The organism is Azospirillum sp. A29 (assembly GCF_042604625.1).
Classification (GTDB): domain Bacteria; phylum Pseudomonadota; class Alphaproteobacteria; order Azospirillales; family Azospirillaceae; genus Azospirillum; species Azospirillum palustre.
The window spans coordinates 886,248-904,020 of sequence record NZ_CP170460.1; the positions used below are offsets into that span (position 1 = coordinate 886,248).

Below are 17,773 nucleotides of genomic sequence, written 5' to 3' on the forward strand. Positions count from 1 at the left end.
TTCGTGAGGCACGCTAACAATTCTGATATAGCATTTCAATTGGAATTGTATTTCAGAAACGCGACTTGACTCCACCGGAACGGCGGCTTAGCTGGAACGTCCCGCCGTTTCATCAGGAACCTTGCCCATGCCCAGCGTCCGGGATCGTGCGCTGTCCATTCTCGATCTTCTTGCGCATCATCCCCCGGAGCTGCCTTTGGCGGAGATCGCCGACCGCTTGGACATCCCGCGGGCGGCCGCGCACCGTGTGCTCGCCGACCTCAAGGAAACCGGCTATGTCCGGCAGGATCGCGACGGGGGGCCGTATCGCCTGACGGCGAAGATCGTGACACTGGCCTTCGCCTATCTCGTCGGCAACGGCATTCCGGACGTCGCGCAGCCGGTGCTCGACCGTCTGGCCGAGGCGACCGGGGAACTGGTCCGGCTGGCGGTCGTCGATGGCGACCAGCTGACCTGGGTGGCCAAGGCGCAGGGCAAGCAGCATGGGCTGCGGGTCGATCCCGACGACGGGGCCGAGGTCTATCTGGTCGCCACGGCGAATGGGCAGGCGTGGCTGTCCTGCATGGATGACGACGCCGCGCTGGCGATCGCGGTGCGGCAGGGCATCCGGCGCGAGGGCTATGGCCCGGGCGCCCCCCGGTCGATGGCGGAGCTTCTGCATGCTCTGCAACGAGCCCGGTGCAACGGCTTCGCCATGGTCGTCGATGCTTACGAAGCCGGCACATCGGCGGTGGCCGTGCCCATCCTCCGCAAAGGCGGGGTGGTCGGAACGGTCAGCGTCGCAGGCCCCACGATCCGGCTGACCGAGGCCCGTATGGAGGGGATCGCGCCGATCCTGCAGGAGGCCGCAGCTGAACTTTCTCTGCTTGCCGCCGGTTCGCCCCTGTTCACCACCGCCAAGCGCTGAGGCGGGCCGGAACGGATCATCCCTGCGGCGGGCGGCCCGGCCATGCCGCGAGGGCCTGGTCCGCCACCGCATGCAGCTCCTCGGCGGTGGCGCCGTCCAGGGCCTGTACGGAAAGCCCCTGCAAGACGGTCGCATGGAGGCGGGCGAGCGCCCTCGCGTCGGTCGTCGTAGGAAGATGCCCGACATCGACATCACGCTGGATGCGGTGCTCCAACGCCATGCGCGTGGTGGCGCGGATTGCCTTCAACTCGGCTGCCAGATCGGCGTTTGCGGCGGAGGTCATCAGCATGCCGCTCGATATCATGCAGCCGAGTGGCTTGCCTGGCATGGTTACCGCCGCGATGCCCCGTTCAAGCACCAAGCGAGCCGCCTCGTAGCCCGAGGGCGCCTGGGCGATCTCATCGGGATCGATGCCGCTCGCACCATAGCGACGCAACACCTCGCGGTAGAGATCGGCTTTACTGCCGAACGCGTGATACAGGCTTGGCGCCGCGATGCCGATCGCCTTCGTCAGATCGGCGATGCTGACCCCGTCATAACCGTGCCGCCAGAACAGATCGAGCGCCGTGTCGAGCGCTTCGTTCCGGTCGAAGGTTGGCTGCCGTCCCCGGGGCCGGGGTGCCGTCTGAGGAGGTTTGGTCGGGGGTGTCGCCATGGAGCGACACTAGGTCCTTGACGGGCCGGCCGCAAGTCCACATTGTTTATCGATCGATAAACAAATTGGTGACGCAATGGGATCGCAGTATGAGATCGGGCGGCGGAACTTGATGCTGGGCCTCGCCGGCGCGGCTGCCGTCGGCGTGGTTGCCGGCCCGGCCATCGGGGCCACCACCTCGCAGACCGGTGGGCAAGCCGCAGGGCCGTCCGCAATGCCGCAGGGCTTTTCCGTCCGCTCATCCGATGGGACGGTGCTGACGGGGGATGCGCAGGGCGACCCGCAGGCGCCCGAGATTCTGTTCGTCCATGGTCTGCGACAGAGCCGGCTGAGTTGGGATCGGCAGTTCGCAGACCCGGCGCTGGCGGGCTTCCGTCTGGTCCGTTTCGACCTGCGCGGCCATGGAGATTCGGACAAGCCGGCGTCGCCCGACGCCTATCGGGATGCCGACCGGTGGGCAGAGGATCTGGCCGCAGTGATCGCGGGCACCGGTCTTCGCCGCCCGGTTCTGGTCGGCTGGTCGCTCGGCGGCTATGTGGTCGGCGCCTATCTGCGGGCCTATGGCGGAGCGGCGGTTGCCGGGATCAATCTGGTCGATGCGGTCACCAAACTGTCGCGGGACCTCCTGACTCCGCTGGCAGGGACCTTCGCTCGCAGCACCAGTTCGCATGATCTCGCCGAAAGGACGGCCGCAACGACCGACTTTCTGTCCGCCTGCTTCTACCAGCCGCCGACGGGCATCGACTTGCAGCGGATGCTCGTCGTCAACGGGATGACGGCAAGGGCGGTCAACGAGGGGTTCACCGGCACGCAAACTACCGATTTGGAACCGGCCTTCCAGGCATTCACGGGTCCGATCCTGCTGACGCACGGCGTGCATGACCGGCTTGTCCGGGTGGAGATGTCCGAGCGGATCAAGGCGCTCCATCCCCGCAGCCACCTGTCGCTCTACCCGGACAGCGGGCACTCCCCCTTCTATGAGGAACCGGCGCGTTATGGGCGGGAGCTGTCCGCCTTCGTCACCACGATCGTCAAGGGCTGAACCCTTCGTTCGAAGGCCGCATCGGCAGGGCGCATCCTGATCCCGCCGATGTGGCTCTTGTTCGCATTCGTGAATTGAAATCCCGGCGCTGCAGATGACGTCCCGATGGGCAGCGGGCATCCGGCGGATTAACACCGGCACAAAAAAGAGAGTATTGAGCGGGGAAAGGTAGTTTCGTTCGCGGGGGTATCGCGGAAAACCGCCTTGACCGACTGTTCACATCAAGGTATGTGTTCGTTAATATGAACAAACTCTTTCGGCGCGACCCTTGTTGCGGCACGCCGGATGGAAAATCCCAAATAGCATGGAGGGAGGCGCAATGGAGCGCATGGGCATTGCCGTCGCCGGCTTCGGAGCCATCGGACGGAAGCATGCCGAGGTGCTGCGGTCCTGTGCCGCCTGCAAGCGCGTCGTGATCGTGGAGCCGGGCGCCCAGGGGCGGACACAGGCGGAAGGCATGGGGTTCGACGTCTATCCGGACATTCCGGCTGCGTGGCGCGCGGGTGGACTGGGCGCTGCCGTCATCGCGACGCCGACCGCGGACCATCTGGAAACGGCCTCGCAATGCATCGAGCGTGGCCTGCCGATCCTCGTCGAGAAGCCTCTGGCCGATGGCGTGGAAGCCGCAAGACTCTTGACCGGGCGGGCTGAGGCCGCCGGAGTTCCCCTGCTGGTCGGGCATCACAGGCGGCACAGCCCGGTGGTGCGGATGGCGGCGGAATTGATCGGTGGCGGGCTGATCGGGCAGCCGACCGTGGCGACCGTTCTCTACACCGTCCGCAAGCCGGACGCCTATTTCGATATTCCTTGGCATGTGGAACCGGAGGGCGGCGGTCCGATCCTGATCAACCTCATTCACGAGGTCGACCAGCTCCGCTTCCTGCTCGGCGACATCAGGTCCGTGCAGGCGATGCAGTCGCACGCCGTCCGGCGGCTGCCGGTGGAGGACAGCGCGGTTGTTCTCCTCGGCTTCGCCTCTGGTGCCATCGGGACGATCACCCTGTCCGACTGTGTCGCGACACCCTGGTCCTACGACCTCGCATCGGGGGAATTCGACCTGATGTCCGGCAAGGCGGGGCTGGTGGACCGCGGCAGGGACGACACGCATTTCCTGTCGGGAACCCAGGGGTCCCTGACGCTGCCGAACCTGCGGCACTACCGCTTCTCCGGCGAACAGGGTTGGGCGCATCCGCTGGCGGTGCGGCAGGTGCCTTTCGAGCCGGGCGATCCCTATCGCCATCAGGCCGAACATTTTCTGAGGGTGGCGCAGGGGCTCGAGGCACCGCTGGTGACCGGCGCCGATGCCACGCGGACTCTGGAGGTCACGCAGGCCATCAAGACGGCGGCGAATACCGGGCAGGCGATCCCGGTGTGAAGCGAAACCGCGTGTAAAACGAAAAACGAGGGAGGGAGCGGCGATGAAGCTGCATGGAATTCTGGTCGCGGCCGGCTGCCTGACGGCGGTCCCCGCGCTGGCGGCCGATCCGATCAAGATCATCGGCATTCTGGAGCTGTCGGGCGCCGGGGCGCCCGTCGGGACGGCCTACAAGAACGGCCTGGAGATGGCTGTCGAGGAGATCAACGCGAAGGGCGGGGTACTGGGCTGCAATCTCGAGGCCAAGTTCTACGATACCCAGACCAATCCCGGCATCGCCCGCGGGCAGATGCAGAAGGCGCTCGACGAGAACCCGCTCGTTCTGGTGGGGCCGACCTATTCGGGATCGGTCAGGGCCGCCATGCCGATTGCGCAGAAGGCGGAAATTCCCGAATTCACCGGTGGCGGCGCTGCACAACTGACCGAACTGGGAAACCCCTACATCTTCCGCACCCTGGGCAGCCAGCGGACGAGCATCCCGAAGGTGGTCAACTATCTTGCCGAGACCGTGCATGCCAGGAAGGTCGGCGTGATCTATGCCAACACGGATCTGGGAAAGGGCGGCCGCGACATCTTCCTCCAGTCGGCGAAGGAGAAGGGCATCGAGGTTCCCGTCGACCTGTCCAGCGAGCAGGGGCAGGCCGATTTCGCATCCGACGTCCTGAAGCTCAAGAGCGGCGCGCTCGACGCCATCTTCCTGTCGATCCACGAGGAGGAGGTGGCGCGCTTCCTGAAGGAGGGACAGCGCCAGGGGCTGAAGACCCCGATCTTCGGCGAGCAGACCCTGCTTAACCCCATTGTCCTGCAACTCGCCGGCGATGCCGGGATCGGGGCCAAGGGCTACATCCCGCTCACCGGCGATGCGCCCGTCGCGGCGCTGCAGGACCTGTCGCGCCGCTTTGCCACGAAGTTCCACTACACCCCGGATCACAACGGTTTCCAGGGATACATCGTTGGTCATGTGATCAAGGCGGTACTAGGCAAGACCGGCAAGGTGGACCCGAAGCTGTTCGCGCAAACCCTCCATGGACTGACCATCACCGCCGAGGAGGAGCCAGGCGTCCTGCTGACCACGACTTGGGACAGGAACGGCGACATCGACCGCGACGGGTTCCTGGCGGTCGTGGAAAAGAACAACACGCTCCGGATCGAGAAGACCCTGCCGCGAACCGGCGGGTGAGCGGCAGTCCGGACCTACGGCGCCGGCGCCGGGGTCCGACCGGCAACGGGACTCTTTAAGGAGCCAACAGGATGTCGGACTTCATCAGCCTTCTGATCACCGGCCTCGCGACGGGCGGAATCTACGCCCTGATGGCCATCGGCTTCTCACTGCTGTGGCAGACGTCGCAGACGGTCAATTTCGCCCAGGGGGAGTTCGTCATGGCTCCCGCCTTCTTCATGCTTGCGGCGATGCATGCCGGATTGCCGTTCTGGCTCGGCATTCTGGTCGGCATCGCGGTTTCGGTCGCCCTGCTCGGCTTCGTCTTCAAGCGGCTTCTGGTCGATCCCATGCTGCGTCATGGCGTGCTGCCCCTGGCGATGGCGACCATGGCGCTGTCGATCTTCCTGAAGGAGGGCGTCAAGGACGGGTTCAGCGCGGAGGCGCAGCCCTTCCCCTCCATCATTCCGCCCGCCGACGTAACCATCGCCGGCACGGTCGTTTCGCTGCAAAGCATCGGCACGCTGGCAGTCGCCATCGTCGCCGTCGTGACCCTGCACCTGTTCCTGACCCGGACTTCGACCGGCCGTCAGATGCAGGCGGCGGCGCAAAATCCGGCCGTCGCGACCATCCTCGGCATCCCGGTGCGGCGGATGATCGGCCACGCGTTCCTGATCAACGGCGGGCTGGTCGCGGTGGCGTCGCTGCTGATCAGCCCGATCTACCTCGCCAAATTCTCATCGGGGGAGATATTGGGGCAGGCGGCCTTCATCGCGGCGATCATCGGCGGCTTCAACCAGGTGCGGGGCGCCATCGCCGGCGGCCTGCTGCTCGGCGTCGTGTCCAATCTGGCCGCGGCCTACATCTCGACCAAGTACCGGGATGCCGTGCCGCTGTTCCTGCTCATCGCCTTCATCATGGTCCGGCCGCAGGGACTGCTCGGCCGGACGGAGGAGCGCACGGTATGAACGCCTCCCAAAACCGCAGGCTTTACATCCTGCTCGCCGTGATGGCTGCAGGGGTGCTGGTGGCGGCGCCCTGGCTGCTCAGCCGCTACGGCACCTATATCCTGTCCATGTGGTGCGTGATGTCGATCGCCGCGGTCGGGCTCAATCTGACGCTCGGCTATGCCGGACAGGTGTCGCTCGCGCAGGGCGCCTTCGTCGGGATCGGCGCCTACGCCGCCGCGCTGCTGACCGGTGCGGGATGGCCCTTCCTGGTGGCACTGCCGGCGGCGGTCGTCCTTTGCTTCGCCATCGGCTGGCTGCTCGGCTATCCGGCCCTGCGGGTGCAGCACCATTATCTCGCCTTCGTCACGCTCGGCTTCTCCACGCTGGTCTTCCTGGTTCTCCGCAACGAGGAATGGCTGACCAACGGCGTCGTCGGCGTCGTGGTGGAGCGTCCCACGCTCTTCGGTCTGGCGACCGACAGCCCGGCATCCTTCTATTACCTGTGCCTCGCCATCCTCGGCCTCGTCTCGACCTTCACCTTCGGGCTGATCCGCTCGCCATGGGGCCGCGCCTTCCTGGCTCTGCGGGAAAATCCAGTCCGAGCCCTGTCGCTCGGCGTCGACACGCGCCGCTACACGCTAATGGCCTTCGCGCTCGGCTCGGCGCTCGGCGGGGTGGCGGGGAGCCTTTATGCGCCGCTGCTGGAGTTCGTCGACCCGACGCCGTTCACGCTCGTCTTGTCGTTCAATCTGCTGCTGATGGTGATCGTCGGCGGAGCCGGCTTCTTCTTCGGCCCGTTCCTCGGCGCGCTCATCGCGGTCCTGCTGCCGGAATGGCTGCGCTTCGCCGATGGGCTGTATCTCATCCTTTACGCGACGTTCGTGATGGCGCTGCTCGCCTGGTCGCCCTCCGGCATTCTCGGGATCCTCGACCGCCATCTGGCACGCCGCAGCGCGCAGGCTGCCTCCGCCGCCCGCGCCGCCTCCGTGGCGACCCTGAAGGAGCAGGCGCAATGACGAACGCGATCCTGGAGGTCGAGGGCATCCGCAAGCGGTTCGGCGGCATCACGGCGGTCGACGGCGTCTCGTTCGAGGTCCGCGAGGGCGAAATCCTCGGCATCATCGGCCCCAACGGCTGTGGCAAGTCGACCCTGTTCAACTGCATCCTCGGCCAGCTCCGGCCCACCGAGGGCAAGGTGAGGGTCGATGGCAGGGTGACCACCGGCATGCGCCCGTGCGAGCTCAACCGCCTTGGTGTCAGCCGGACCTTCCAGCTTCTGCAGGTCTTCCCGCAGCTTTCCGTCAGGGAGAACCTGATCCTCGCCGGGCAGGAGCACAAGGGCGGCATGGCCCGGCGGCTGTTCGGGCCGCGCGATGCCGGTCTTGGCCCGGACGCCGACCGGATGATCGCCTTCTTCAAGCTCGATCATCTCGCGCACCAGCGGGCCGGTGGGCTGTCCTACGGCCAGCAGAAGCTTCTGGACGCGGCGATGGCCTTCATGGCCGGTCCGCGTCTGGTCCTGCTGGACGAACCGGCGGGCGGCGTCAACCTGACGATGCTGGGCAACCTGAAGGAGCGCCTGAAGGCCATCAATGCCGAGCAGGGCGCCACCTTCGTCGTCATCGAGCACAACATGGATTTCGTCATGTCGCTGTGCACCCGCGTCATCGTCCTGGCGGAAGGCAAGGTGCTGGCCGAAGGGACGCCGTCCGAGGTGCGCGCCAACGGACAAGTGATCGAGGCCTATCTTGGACACTAAGACGATTTTCGGCAAAACGATCTCCGGCGATCCCATCCTGCGGCTCCGCGACGTGGTCGCCGGCTATGGGGCGATGACGATCCTCAACGGCACCAGCTTCGACGTGCCGCGCGGGGCGATCACCACGGTGATCGGCCCCAACGGGGCCGGCAAGTCGACGGTCTTCAAGACGGTCTTCGGCCTGCTGGCCGTTCGCACCGGAAGCATCCGCTTCGACGGGCGCGATGTCACCAACTGGACGCCGCGCCGCCTGCTGGAGGCCGGCATCTGCTACATCCCGCAAGGTCGCAACATCTTCCCCGAGATGAGCGTGCGCCACAACATCGAGTTCGGGGCGGTGGCGGCGGGCAAGGGCATCGCCGACATGCCGGCCCGCATCGAACTGGCCCTCGACCGCTTTCCGGTGCTGCGCCGGAAGGCCGACCGCCAGGCGGGCACGCTGTCCGGCGGCGAGCAGAAGCAGCTAGAGATCGTGCGCGGGCTGCTGCTCGATCCGAAGCTGATCCTGATCGACGAGCCGTCCATCGGACTGTCGCCGATGATGGTGCAGGAGACCTTCGATATTCTGCTGCACCTGCGCGACAAGGGCGTGTCGACGCTGATGATCGAGCAGAATGCGCGCTCGGCCCTGAAGATGTCCGACTATGGCGTCGTGCTGGAGCTCGGGCAGACGCGCATCTTCGATACCGCCGGGGCGATCCTGAACGATCCGCGGGTTGCGGAGCTGTTTCTCGGTGGTTCCGTCGCGACCGGCGCCGCCGCGTGACATGGCGTGCGGCGGCCGGCGTTCAAACATTCGGGAGTTCACCATGATCGTTGTCAGGGTCGCCTGTTCGGATCCCCGGAAAGCTGCGGAACGCCAGCGCCTGATCGAGGCGCACAAGGCATATCTGAGGAGCGGGGGTGTCCGCATCCTGCAATCGGGGCCGCTGACGGGCTCATCGGTTTCCGGCGGGCTCGTCGTGGCCGAGGTGGGCGCCGTGGAGGAGTTCGTGGCCTTCAGCGACGGCGACCCCTTCGTCCTGCACGGTGTCTACGACGACGTGCGCATCTTCGAATGGACCGTCACGCTTGGAAGTATTGCCCGTTCCGACGGGGCCGAACGGAGGGTTGGATAGAATGACGATGGACGACAGCCTGTTCGAAGGCTTCAGGACCGAACGGGTGCGCACCTCCGGGGCGGACCTCCGCTGCGTGGTCGGCGGGTCGGGGCCGCCGGTCCTGCTTCTTCACGGTTATCCGCAGAGCCGACACGCGTGGCATCGCGTTGCGCCCGGCCTCGTCGCCAAAGGCTTCACGGTCGTCGCGCCGGATTTGCGGGGCTATGGGGAAAGCATCGCCCTCGACCCCAACGAGGCCGAGGCCTATTCGAAACGGACCCTGGCCCGAGATCAGGTCGAACTGATGCAGGCGCTCGGCTTCACACGCTTTGCCCTGGTCGGCCACGACCGGGGAGCGCGTGTCGGCTATCGGCTGGCGCTGGATCATCCGGAGCGGGTGTCGGCCTACGCTTCCCTGACGGTCATTCCCACCGTCGAAATCTGGGAGCGGGTGAACCGGGCGTTCGCGTTCAACGCCTACCACTGGTTCTTCCTGTCCCAGCCCTTCGATCTTCCAGAACGGCTGCTCGCCGGCGATCCGGACGGATTCCTCGCCTGGACGCTGCGGAAGATGGCCGACGGCCGCGACATCTACGATCCACGAGCGCTGGCCGCCTATCACGTCGCGTTCCGCGATCCGGCGGTTCGGCACGCGATGTGCGAGGATTACCGGTCGGCCATGACATTCGATGCCGAGGCGGAGAGCGCGGATCGCGACGGCGGCCGGCGCCTCGCCTGTCCAGTGCTCGTGCTTCTGCCGGAGACGAGTTCGGCGGCATCGCCGCACCCGCTGGACATCTGGCGTTCCTGGGCGGACGACGTTCGCGGCGCGTCCGTCGCGTCCAGCCATATGATGCCCGAGGATGTTCCGGACTTCGTCGTCGGGCAACTCGTTCCATTCCTCGACGGAGCGCGATGACACGACGGGCCGGGCGTCCTGGTGGAGCCCTGGTAAAATAGCAACGGCCGGGCCGGTGGAGATCGCAGGCCCGGCCGTTGCCGTCATTCCGTCATCCTGCCCGTTGCCCCTTCAGGAAATTCACCATCAGATCGAGCTGTGCGTCGAACATGTCGATGCCGCTCTGCGTCGTGCATCCGATGGAGCGCGCATGCGCGAGCAGCGGCGTGATCTCCGGCACCGTGATCACGTCGCCCACATGCATGGTGGAAGACAGCCGCGTGATGTCGACCGGCGGCGGCTCGTCGCCGCCCATCCCCGACGGGGTGGCGTTCACGACGATGTCGGCCCCGGCGGGATCGGGCAATCCGACACGCGCGGCAGTCCAGCCCGCCTGATGAAGCTGGGCTATCAGGTCATCCCGGCGAACGGTGTCCTCGTCGTGGATCGCCAGATCGCGGACGCCCGCTTCCGCCAGCGACAGGGCGATCGCCCGTCCGGCACCGCCGGCCCCGACATGCAGGACACGCTGGCCGGCCGGGTCGCGGCCGGCCAGCCGCATGGCGGCCAGGAAACTGACACCGTCGAGCATGTCGCCGTCCCAGGAGCCGTCGGGGTTGCGCCGCATCATGTTGACGGCGCCGAGGAAACGGGCGCGGTCGCTCAGGCTCGCGCAATGGGGGCTGGCGGCGAACTTGTGAGGAACCGTGACGATGATGCCGTCCAGGTTGCGGATCGGCCCCATCGTGTCGATGAAGCGATCGACATGATCCGGTGAAACATGGATCGGCACGACGATGGCATCATGCCCCCGGCTTTGCAGGGCGGCGGTCAGCGCCCTGGGCGCCTTGACCTGGGCGATGGGGTCTCCGACGATGACGTAGACGCGGGTTGCCCCGCCGAGTCCCAGTGACATGGACGCTTGACTCCTTCGGGTGATTGTCGGGGACGGGCGATCACGTCATGCCGGCTGTCGGATGCGGGCCGGCGCCAGCCGGAAATCGTAGGACATCTCGGCAAAGGACGTAGCGACCATCCGGCCGTCGGGCGCCCTGCCGGCGGGATGTTCGATCAGGTCGACGATGATCGACTCCTTCACGCCGAACACCACGTCGGAGGTCAGGTACGGATCTCCGGAAACGAACAGGTGGGTGACCAGGGGCTCGAAGCCTGGTGCGGCGATCATGAAATGGACATGAGCCGGACGGTAGGGGTGGCGCCCCTGCAATTCGAGCATCGCCCCGACCGTCCCGTCATGGGGGATGGGGTAGGGGACCGGGCGTACCGACCAGCACCGGAACCGCCCGTCCGCGTCCGTCCGCAGCCGGCCCCGTCCGGCACGCATGTCGGGCTGCTGCTGCACGTCGTAGAAGCCCTGATCGTCGGCATGCCAGATGTCGATGACGGCGCCGACCAGCGGCCGTCCGTCGGCCGTCGCGACGGAGCCGTGGATCAGCATCGGCAGGCCCGACATCCCGCCGGACAGGTCGGCGCCGTTCTCGAAGGGCGGCGGGCCTTCGACATAGAAGGGGCCGAGCACGGTCGTGTCGGTCGCCCCCTGCGGATGGCGATGATTCACCGCGTCCACCAGCATGGAGACGCCCAGTGCGTCCGACAGAAGGATGAACTCCTGCCGGGTGTCGCTGCAGAGCTGTCCGGTCCGGGTCAGGAAGTCGATGGCCGCCCGCCATTCCTCCTGCGTCGGTTCGATCTCCCGCACCAGGGCGTGCAGATGGCGGACCACCGCCTCGCTGATGCGTCGCAGGCGTGGATCGGCAGTCGTCTGCATGCGGTCGAGCACGGTCCGGGTGATAGCATCCTCTCGGGTGTCGAGCATTGTTTTCTCCCCAAAGGCGATGGCGGCAAGGCCTTTGCGTCAGGGTGTGATCGGGGCGTCGCCGGCCCAGGCGCGGGCCAGCAGGGTGCGGATGGCATTGCGCTCGACCGGTCGCGGGTTCCAGTAGGGTGACTGGACGGCCAGATCGGCGGCATGGTCGATGCCAGCCTCCGGCATGCCGAGCGCGCGCAACGCCGTTGGCGCGCCGAGGCGCCGCGCGAAGCTTTGCAGGGCGCCGCCGGGCTGCGGCTCCACCCGCGACCCGTCATTCAGGACGGCGGCGAGCCGTCCGGCCATGTCGGGAGCGGCCTCGGCGTTGTAGGCGACGGCATGGGGAAGCAGCACGGTGTGGGTTTCCGCATGCGGCAGGTCGAAGGCGCCGCCGAGCACATGGCAGAGCTTGTGATGAAGGGCCATTCCCACCGATCCCAGGCAGGTGCCGCCGAGCCAGGCCCCGTACAGGGCGTCGGTGCGGGCGGCGGGATCGGCCGGATCGGCGACGACGCCCGGCAAGGCGCGGACGAGGGCGGCGATCGCCTGTTCCGCCATGATCGAGACGATCGGGTTGCGGTCCTGGGCATACAGCGCCTCCACCGCATGGGCGATGGCGTTCATGCCCGAGGTGACCGAAAAGGCGGCCGGAAGACCATGGGTGAGGGCGACGTCATACAGGGCGACCGTCGGCAGGATCGCGCCGCTGCGTCGGGTGGTCTTGATGCCATTGTCGGTCTCCCCCAGGATCGGGGTCATCTCCGATCCCGCGTAGGTGGTCGGGACCGCCAGATGGGGCAGGCCGGTGCGCACCGCGATGGCTTTCCCAAGGCCGATGGCCGAGCCGCCTCCGAGCGAAACAACCCCGTCGATACCCTCCGCCGTGACGCGGGCCAAGGCCTTTTCAGTCACCGCGACCGGCGTGTGCATGACCGCCGCGGGATGGACGCCGGCGGCCCGCTTCCCGAGCAGTTCCGCCAGTCTCTCCGCCTGGTCGCGCTGTTGTGCGGTCGAGAGGATCAGAACCCGCTTGCGGTCGAGACGCTCGACCTCCTCCGGCAGCCGGGCAAGGGTGCCGTCGCCGAATATGACCCGTATCGGCAGGCCGTTGTAGACGAAGCCGTCCCTCATTCGGCGGCCCATCCTTCGCTTTCCGCGAGTGCCGCGCCGCCGTCGAGCCAGTCGCGCCCGCGCCGGTAGAGAGCCTGGACCTCGGGGCCGTCGATGCCCGGCATGTCCGGCTTGACGTCGTAGCCGATGGAGGTTTGGATATAGGCGAGGTGACGGTAGCCCTCGGGGAAGCGGGCGAGCAGGACCGGATCGAGGTCAAGGCTGGCCCCCGGATCAACGGGGTCGAGGCGGTCCTTCTCATAGATGGGCTGGCGCAGGACCATGCCCCATCGTCCCCCGCGCTTTTCCAGCAAGTCGTAGAAGCGTCCGGTGCAGACGACATCGCAGCGCACGCCATGGACGTCGGCGCGCTGGGAGATAGTCATCTTGGTCTGGGCGACGGCGCGGTTGCCGGCCAGTTCCACCGACATGCCGCCCAGGAAGTGGAGGATGCGCACGCCGCGCTCCCACCCCTTGCGGTTGACGGCGATGAACTCCTCGAAGCCGCCCTGGAACCAGGTGGCCATCATGCGGCCCTCCGGGTGCCAGACGGTGCGGAAGCGCTCCCAGTCGCCGGCATCGCGCCACAGCGCCCAATTCTCGATCAAATCGCGCAGTGCAAGCCGGTCCTGTTGTTCGTCGGTCATCGTTTCTGATCTCCTGAGCCACCATGCGTCCGGCATCGCGGCGGTTCTTGAATGGAAAGGAGGGAAGCCGGCACCCGTCCGACGGACCGCCAATCCTCTTGTCAGCCGGCTCTCCGGGAAGCGGTGTGCCGCTCCAGGAAGCGCCGCAGGGCGGCTCCTGCGAGGCGACCGTGTTCGGCCGGCGGGAGTGCCATCAGACGCGTATCGGGCACTTCGAGGCTGAGCGTGATGTCGGGCGGAAGCTGCCCGAGCAGCGTATCGAGCGGCAGTTCCCCCTCTCCCGGCAGGAGCCGGGCGGTTCGAGCTTCCCGGCGCAGGTCTTCGACGGTTTTCGGCGCGCGCAACGGGGCGTCACAGATTTGCATGTAGGAGAATAGCGACGGGGGGAACGCGGCCAGCTCTGCGGGGTCGCTTCCGGATCGGAAGAATTGCAGCGCGTCGATCAACACCCCCGCATTTGTCCCGCTGTCGCGGATGAGGGAAAGCGCCTCGGCCGGGTTGCGGATCGTGGTGTAGGTGATGAACTCCAGCATGGTGCGCAGGCCCAGGGAGCCGGACAGCTCGCACAGGGCCGTAAAATTGTCGAGCAGCCGTGTCCGGTCCGTGTCGAAGCCGACGACCAGGAGGTGGCGTGCCCCGAGCCTCGCGCCGGTTTCGATCGCCGGGCGCAGAGCCGCGACATCGGTGTCCGGTGCCAGCCAGACGGCCTCGATATCCAGCACCTGCACGCCGGTGTCGCGCAGCCTGCGCTCGATGGCCCGCACGGCCGCCTCATCGCCGACGACCGGCACCAGCGGGTCGCCGGGCCGGGGGGCGACGAGACGGAGTCCGCAGAAATCGAACCCGCCGGCAGCGGCGGCCTCGATCAGGGCCACCGGATGGGTGTCGATCCGGCACAGGTGATGAAAGGACAGCAATGGCATCGGAGGATCACCGGTCGGAGTCGGAGAGGGTGGGCGCCCGCCGCAGTTTGTACCACTGCATGAACTAGTTTTCAAATAGGAACTTTTGCGTTTGAGGGTGGTGCGCCTTCCTTGGAAAATTCACGTGTGGGAATAGCTCGCGTGCAGGTTTCTCTGGGCTGCAATCATATTGCGCCATGTGGATGTGAGGCTCCATCGAACGAATTGGCAGGAAAATCCCTGCGGATCGGAACATGCCGTCCCGCATCGCCACGGCCAGGGCAGTGGCGTTGACAGCCCCGGCTTCACCATGTTAGCGATGAGGTAATACGCATATGTGAATGGATTCGTCTGAAATGAACGGCGATGACCGGGCGACGGTGAAATCTGCGGATCGGGTGCTGACCCTGCTCGAACTCCTCGGACGCTGGGACCGCGAGATGTCGCATACCGAAATCGCCGACGCGATGGGAATCCCGAAGAGCAGCCTGACCCAACTGCTGCGCACTCTGGTGGCGCGGGAGTATCTGGCCTATTCGGCGCTGACCAAGGGGTACCACCTGGGCCGGGCAATCCGCCGTTTGGCCGACCGCAGTTCGCAGAGCTACGACCTCGTCGAGTTGGTAAAGCCGCTGCTGGAGGAAATCACCGCGGCGACCAACGAATCCTCGGCGCTGAACATCCTGAGCGGCGACGAGGCGAAGGTGGTGGCGGCGGTGAACAGCCCGATGCGGCTGTTGTCACACATGCGGTTGGGCGATATGGCGCCGCTCTATGCCACGTCAGGAGGCAAGGTCATCCTGGCCTTCCTGCCGCCCGACATGCAGGAAGAGTATCTGAAGCGGGTGCAACTGGTGCCGGCAACCCACAAGACGATCCGCACCATCGCCGACCTGCGGGCCCAGTTGCAGACGATCCGGCGGGAGAACCTTGCCTACTCGTTCGAGGAGTTCACCGAGGGGATCGTCGGCATGGCCTGCCCGATCCTGGACGATCAAGGGACAGTGCTCGGCTCAATCAACGTGGCTATGCCGGCGGTGCGCTACAGCTCCGCTGCGCGCGACCGGACGGCGGCGGTTCTGAACAAGGCCGCATCCGCCGTCTCCCAGCAGTTGCGCCGGACACCGTCAACGTGACGCCGAACGTTGCCCTGTTGTTACCGCAGCGGGGCGCGCTGGGTCAGTGCGAAGCACGCGCGTTCAAATTCACGCGAAAAGGCGCTGGCGTTGCACAGGCGTGAGTCCTGCATCGCCGGGCGCAGGCTCTTGCGGTCGTCGGCGAGCCGGCGGGGATCGGGGATCGGCGGCCAGTGCGGTTGCCGGTTCTGTCAGCCTTTTCGCCAGCTTGTTCAACGGCGCGGGGCTGACGTCGAGGATCACCTCTCCTTTGGAGGTGACTGATGCGCTGCCCCACTGCCACTCGATCAGGACGACGGAGCGTTCGGATCGGACGGCCCACGACTACCGTCGTTTCCGCTGCCTGGAGTGTGGGCGCGGTTTCAACGAGCGCACCGGCTCGGTGCTGAACCGGCTGCAATTGCCTTCCGACGTCGTCTTCCTGATCGTGCTGTGGCGCCTCCGGCTCAAGCTGAGCTTGCGCGATCTGGCCGAAATCCTGCTGCTGCGCGGCTTGGTCTTCTCCCACGAGGCGGCGCGCGATTGGGAGACCAAACTGGCGCCGGAACCTGTCGAACTCCCTGCCTTCTTCAGCGACCGAACCCCGGGTATCTACGCCGGCTATCGCGGCGTTACCGGAACCGTAAACCGACAGGGTCAGTCCGCCATCGAGCCTCTCTTCGGCGGAATGCTCGCCATGCCCGACTGCACATCTGCGGCCGGGATGAGACAGGCACCCGAGATGCGCAAGGACGAAGATCATTTTCAGGCAGCGCCCCCCTTTGCCGCGTGAGCAACAGGGTAAAACACGCGAGTACACCGTTCTAAACACTGGTGCCGCAACCTCGACGTGACGTCTTCAGCAATCCGCTTATCCAACATTTTTAATAACTTATGGGATCAGCAAGCGGACAAATGAATACATGGTTATGCGTTTATTTTAATAGAAAATAGATAATAAATAATGTCGCGCAAATGCAATATTTCGTTATAAACATATAGTATCGGTAACTGATTGTTAACGAAAATGGTCAATCATACGCATATCGTCTCACCGTAATTTTATTTTTTACGCATTCAAATGCATAATTAAGAATATAATTGAGTGCCGTATTTAAATTATATTTATAAATCGTATTTTTTACCCGAGATGCGAAGCGTTCCAATGTCAAGGAGACATGATCATGAGTGTCCTTACGACGCGTTTTGGCGATCTCAATCGCTTGGCGGAACTCATGCGCCGAGACGATGCTTCCCTTCTTACGTCATGGCTTGAACCCGATGGGAAGTACCAACTGCGCCGGATACGGCTCGACAAGTTGACGGATGGAATCGCCGGATCACTGGCCGAGGCGTTTCACCGCATCCCATCGGACGAGTTTCCGATGCTGCACTATGGCTGGGGGCGCTGCCGCGTCGGATCGACGGCGCTTGCTAACCTGTTCGGCGTCGCCGGGCTGCCCGCCTATTTCCAGCCGGTGAAGGCGGCCATGCGCAACTTTCTCACCGACTGCCCGCAGACGCCCTGGGTGCCGCCGTCGGCCGCCGACCAGCCGCATCTGTTCAGCAAGGAGGTGGCCGGCCCCTACCTGATGGCCGAATGCCTATTCATTCCATTGCAAATCCTGATCGAGGCCGGCTATCCGGCGGATCGCCTGCACCTGATCATGCTAGATCGCGAGCCGGCGCTGTCGCTCTCGTCCTGGTTCACCAAATGGAGCGACCGGGTGCCGCGCAGCCGGTTGCTGAAACATTTCGTCATTGCATCCCTCAACGCCATCCGCGTCGAGGCCTACGCCAAGCGCGAGGGCGTGCGGACAACCCACTATGTCCATGAGGCGAGCCGCCAGCCGGAGAAGGCCACCGCCGCCCTCTTCCATTGTCTCGGCCTGTCCGATCGCTTCTTCACCGAGGCGGTGACCGACTGGAACGGGATCGAAGAATTCACCTCCGACCGGTCGAGCCTGATCTTCACCAGGGAACCCGACGTCTATTTCGTGCCGGGAATTCATCGCGCCGGCGGCAGCTATCGCTACCTCGACCGCGGTCTCGGCTCCGTCACTGAGGACGATCTCGATCTGCTGGACCGCATGGGCATCCAGGATCTCTACCGGGCCAACGCGGACGCCTGTGCCCGGGAACTTGGGATTACCGTGGACCCGGCGGGCGTGCCCCCCTCTCGGTTGCCCGACCCTGCGATGCTCGCCGCCCGATCCCGGCCAGCCGGATCGCCGATCGCAGCATCCTGATCGCCGCATCGTGATCTTCGCTCCCCGACCGTCCGTCCCGATGGGCGGCCGGCACTTCGACCCGGATGGCGACATCC

Annotated in this window: 19 protein-coding genes; 13 read left to right on the plus strand and 6 right to left on the minus strand. The window is 65.6% G+C overall.

Features of this window, described 5'->3' with window-relative positions:
- Positions 1-127 precede the first annotated feature (127 nt).
- A complete protein-coding gene (locus ABNQ38_RS03895; RefSeq protein WP_377805784.1) occupies positions 128-907 on the plus strand; it encodes an IclR family transcriptional regulator in 780 nt (259 codons plus the stop codon).
- A 16-nt stretch (positions 908-923) separates the two neighbouring features.
- Here ABNQ38_RS03895 and ABNQ38_RS03900 read toward each other — a convergent pair whose 3' ends face one another.
- Entirely contained in the window at positions 924-1,562 is a 639-nt protein-coding gene (locus ABNQ38_RS03900) for a TetR/AcrR family transcriptional regulator (protein ID WP_377805785.1), read from the minus strand.
- A gap of 112 nt (positions 1,563-1,674) precedes the next feature.
- Here ABNQ38_RS03900 and ABNQ38_RS03905 point away from each other — a divergent pair, with 112 nt between their 5' ends.
- The 9 genes from ABNQ38_RS03905 to ABNQ38_RS03945 all read left to right on the plus strand — a co-directional run bounded on the left by ABNQ38_RS03905 (position 1,675) and on the right by ABNQ38_RS03945 (position 9,866).
- Positions 1,675-2,604, plus strand: a complete 930-nt coding sequence (locus tag ABNQ38_RS03905) for an alpha/beta fold hydrolase (protein WP_377805786.1) — start codon at positions 1,675-1,677, stop codon at positions 2,602-2,604.
- A gap of 319 nt (positions 2,605-2,923) precedes the next feature.
- Positions 2,924-3,979, plus strand: a complete 1,056-nt coding sequence (locus ABNQ38_RS03910) for a Gfo/Idh/MocA family protein (protein WP_377805787.1) — start codon at positions 2,924-2,926, stop codon at positions 3,977-3,979.
- 43 nt (positions 3,980-4,022) lie between these two features.
- Positions 4,023-5,159 carry an ABC transporter substrate-binding protein gene (locus tag ABNQ38_RS03915; RefSeq protein ID WP_377805788.1) on the plus strand — a complete coding sequence of 379 codons (1,137 nt, stop codon included), beginning with the start codon at positions 4,023-4,025 and terminating at the stop codon, positions 5,157-5,159.
- A gap of 71 nt (positions 5,160-5,230) precedes the next feature.
- Entirely contained in the window at positions 5,231-6,106 is an 876-nt protein-coding gene (locus tag ABNQ38_RS03920; protein ID WP_377805789.1) for a branched-chain amino acid ABC transporter permease, read from the plus strand.
- Complete coding sequence (locus ABNQ38_RS03925) at positions 6,103-7,104, plus strand: branched-chain amino acid ABC transporter permease (RefSeq protein ID WP_377805790.1); 1,002 nt, start codon at positions 6,103-6,105, stop codon at positions 7,102-7,104. The genes ABNQ38_RS03920 and ABNQ38_RS03925 overlap by 4 nt, the downstream gene beginning before the upstream one ends.
- Positions 7,101-7,847: an ABC transporter ATP-binding protein gene (locus ABNQ38_RS03930; RefSeq protein ID WP_377805791.1), complete on the plus strand. Its 747-nt coding sequence runs from the start codon at positions 7,101-7,103 to the stop codon at positions 7,845-7,847. The genes ABNQ38_RS03925 and ABNQ38_RS03930 overlap by 4 nt, the downstream gene beginning before the upstream one ends.
- Complete coding sequence (locus ABNQ38_RS03935) at positions 7,837-8,613, plus strand: ABC transporter ATP-binding protein (protein WP_377805792.1); 777 nt, start codon at positions 7,837-7,839, stop codon at positions 8,611-8,613. Before ABNQ38_RS03930 ends, ABNQ38_RS03935 begins: the two co-directional genes overlap by 11 nt.
- 43 nt (positions 8,614-8,656) lie before the next feature.
- Positions 8,657-8,965 carry a YciI family protein gene (locus tag ABNQ38_RS03940; protein WP_377805793.1) on the plus strand — a complete coding sequence of 103 codons (309 nt, stop codon included), beginning with the start codon at positions 8,657-8,659 and terminating at the stop codon, positions 8,963-8,965.
- 7 nt (positions 8,966-8,972) lie between these two features.
- A complete protein-coding gene (locus ABNQ38_RS03945; RefSeq protein ID WP_377805794.1) occupies positions 8,973-9,866 on the plus strand; it encodes an alpha/beta fold hydrolase in 894 nt (297 codons plus the stop codon).
- A gap of 91 nt (positions 9,867-9,957) precedes the next feature.
- Here the strand turns inward: ABNQ38_RS03945 and ABNQ38_RS03950 are convergent, their stop codons facing one another.
- From ABNQ38_RS03950 to ABNQ38_RS03970, 5 genes are all read right to left on the minus strand, one after another.
- Positions 9,958-10,761, minus strand: coding sequence for a shikimate dehydrogenase family protein (locus ABNQ38_RS03950; protein ID WP_377805795.1), 804 nt, complete (start codon positions 10,759-10,761; stop codon positions 9,958-9,960).
- A 45-nt stretch (positions 10,762-10,806) separates the two neighbouring features.
- Entirely contained in the window at positions 10,807-11,682 is an 876-nt protein-coding gene (locus ABNQ38_RS03955; RefSeq protein WP_377805796.1) for an intradiol ring-cleavage dioxygenase, read from the minus strand.
- A 39-nt stretch (positions 11,683-11,721) separates the two neighbouring features.
- Positions 11,722-12,804: a maleylacetate reductase gene (locus ABNQ38_RS03960; protein ID WP_377805798.1), complete on the minus strand. Its 1,083-nt coding sequence runs from the start codon at positions 12,802-12,804 to the stop codon at positions 11,722-11,724.
- The gene (locus ABNQ38_RS03965; RefSeq protein WP_377805799.1) at positions 12,801-13,430 is read right to left on the minus strand and encodes a nuclear transport factor 2 family protein; all 630 of its coding nucleotides are present in this window, start codon (positions 13,428-13,430) and stop codon (positions 12,801-12,803) included. The genes ABNQ38_RS03960 and ABNQ38_RS03965 overlap by 4 nt, the downstream gene beginning before the upstream one ends.
- Before the next feature lie 101 nt (positions 13,431-13,531).
- Positions 13,532-14,353 (minus strand): sugar phosphate isomerase/epimerase family protein, encoded by an 822-nt coding sequence (locus ABNQ38_RS03970; RefSeq protein WP_377805800.1) that lies wholly within the window; start codon positions 14,351-14,353, stop codon positions 13,532-13,534.
- Positions 14,354-14,688: 335 nt separating this feature from the next.
- Between ABNQ38_RS03970 and ABNQ38_RS03975 the strand changes: the two genes are divergently transcribed.
- From ABNQ38_RS03975 to ABNQ38_RS03985, 3 genes are all read left to right on the plus strand, one after another.
- Positions 14,689-15,468, plus strand: coding sequence for an IclR family transcriptional regulator (locus ABNQ38_RS03975; protein ID WP_377805801.1), 780 nt, complete (start codon positions 14,689-14,691; stop codon positions 15,466-15,468).
- 250 nt (positions 15,469-15,718) lie between these two features.
- Positions 15,719-16,240, plus strand: coding sequence for a hypothetical protein (locus ABNQ38_RS03980; protein ID WP_377805802.1), 522 nt, complete (start codon positions 15,719-15,721; stop codon positions 16,238-16,240).
- Positions 16,241-16,631: 391 nt separating this feature from the next.
- Positions 16,632-17,696: a sulfotransferase family protein gene (locus tag ABNQ38_RS03985; protein ID WP_377805803.1), complete on the plus strand. Its 1,065-nt coding sequence runs from the start codon at positions 16,632-16,634 to the stop codon at positions 17,694-17,696.
- Positions 17,697-17,773 lie beyond the last annotated feature (77 nt).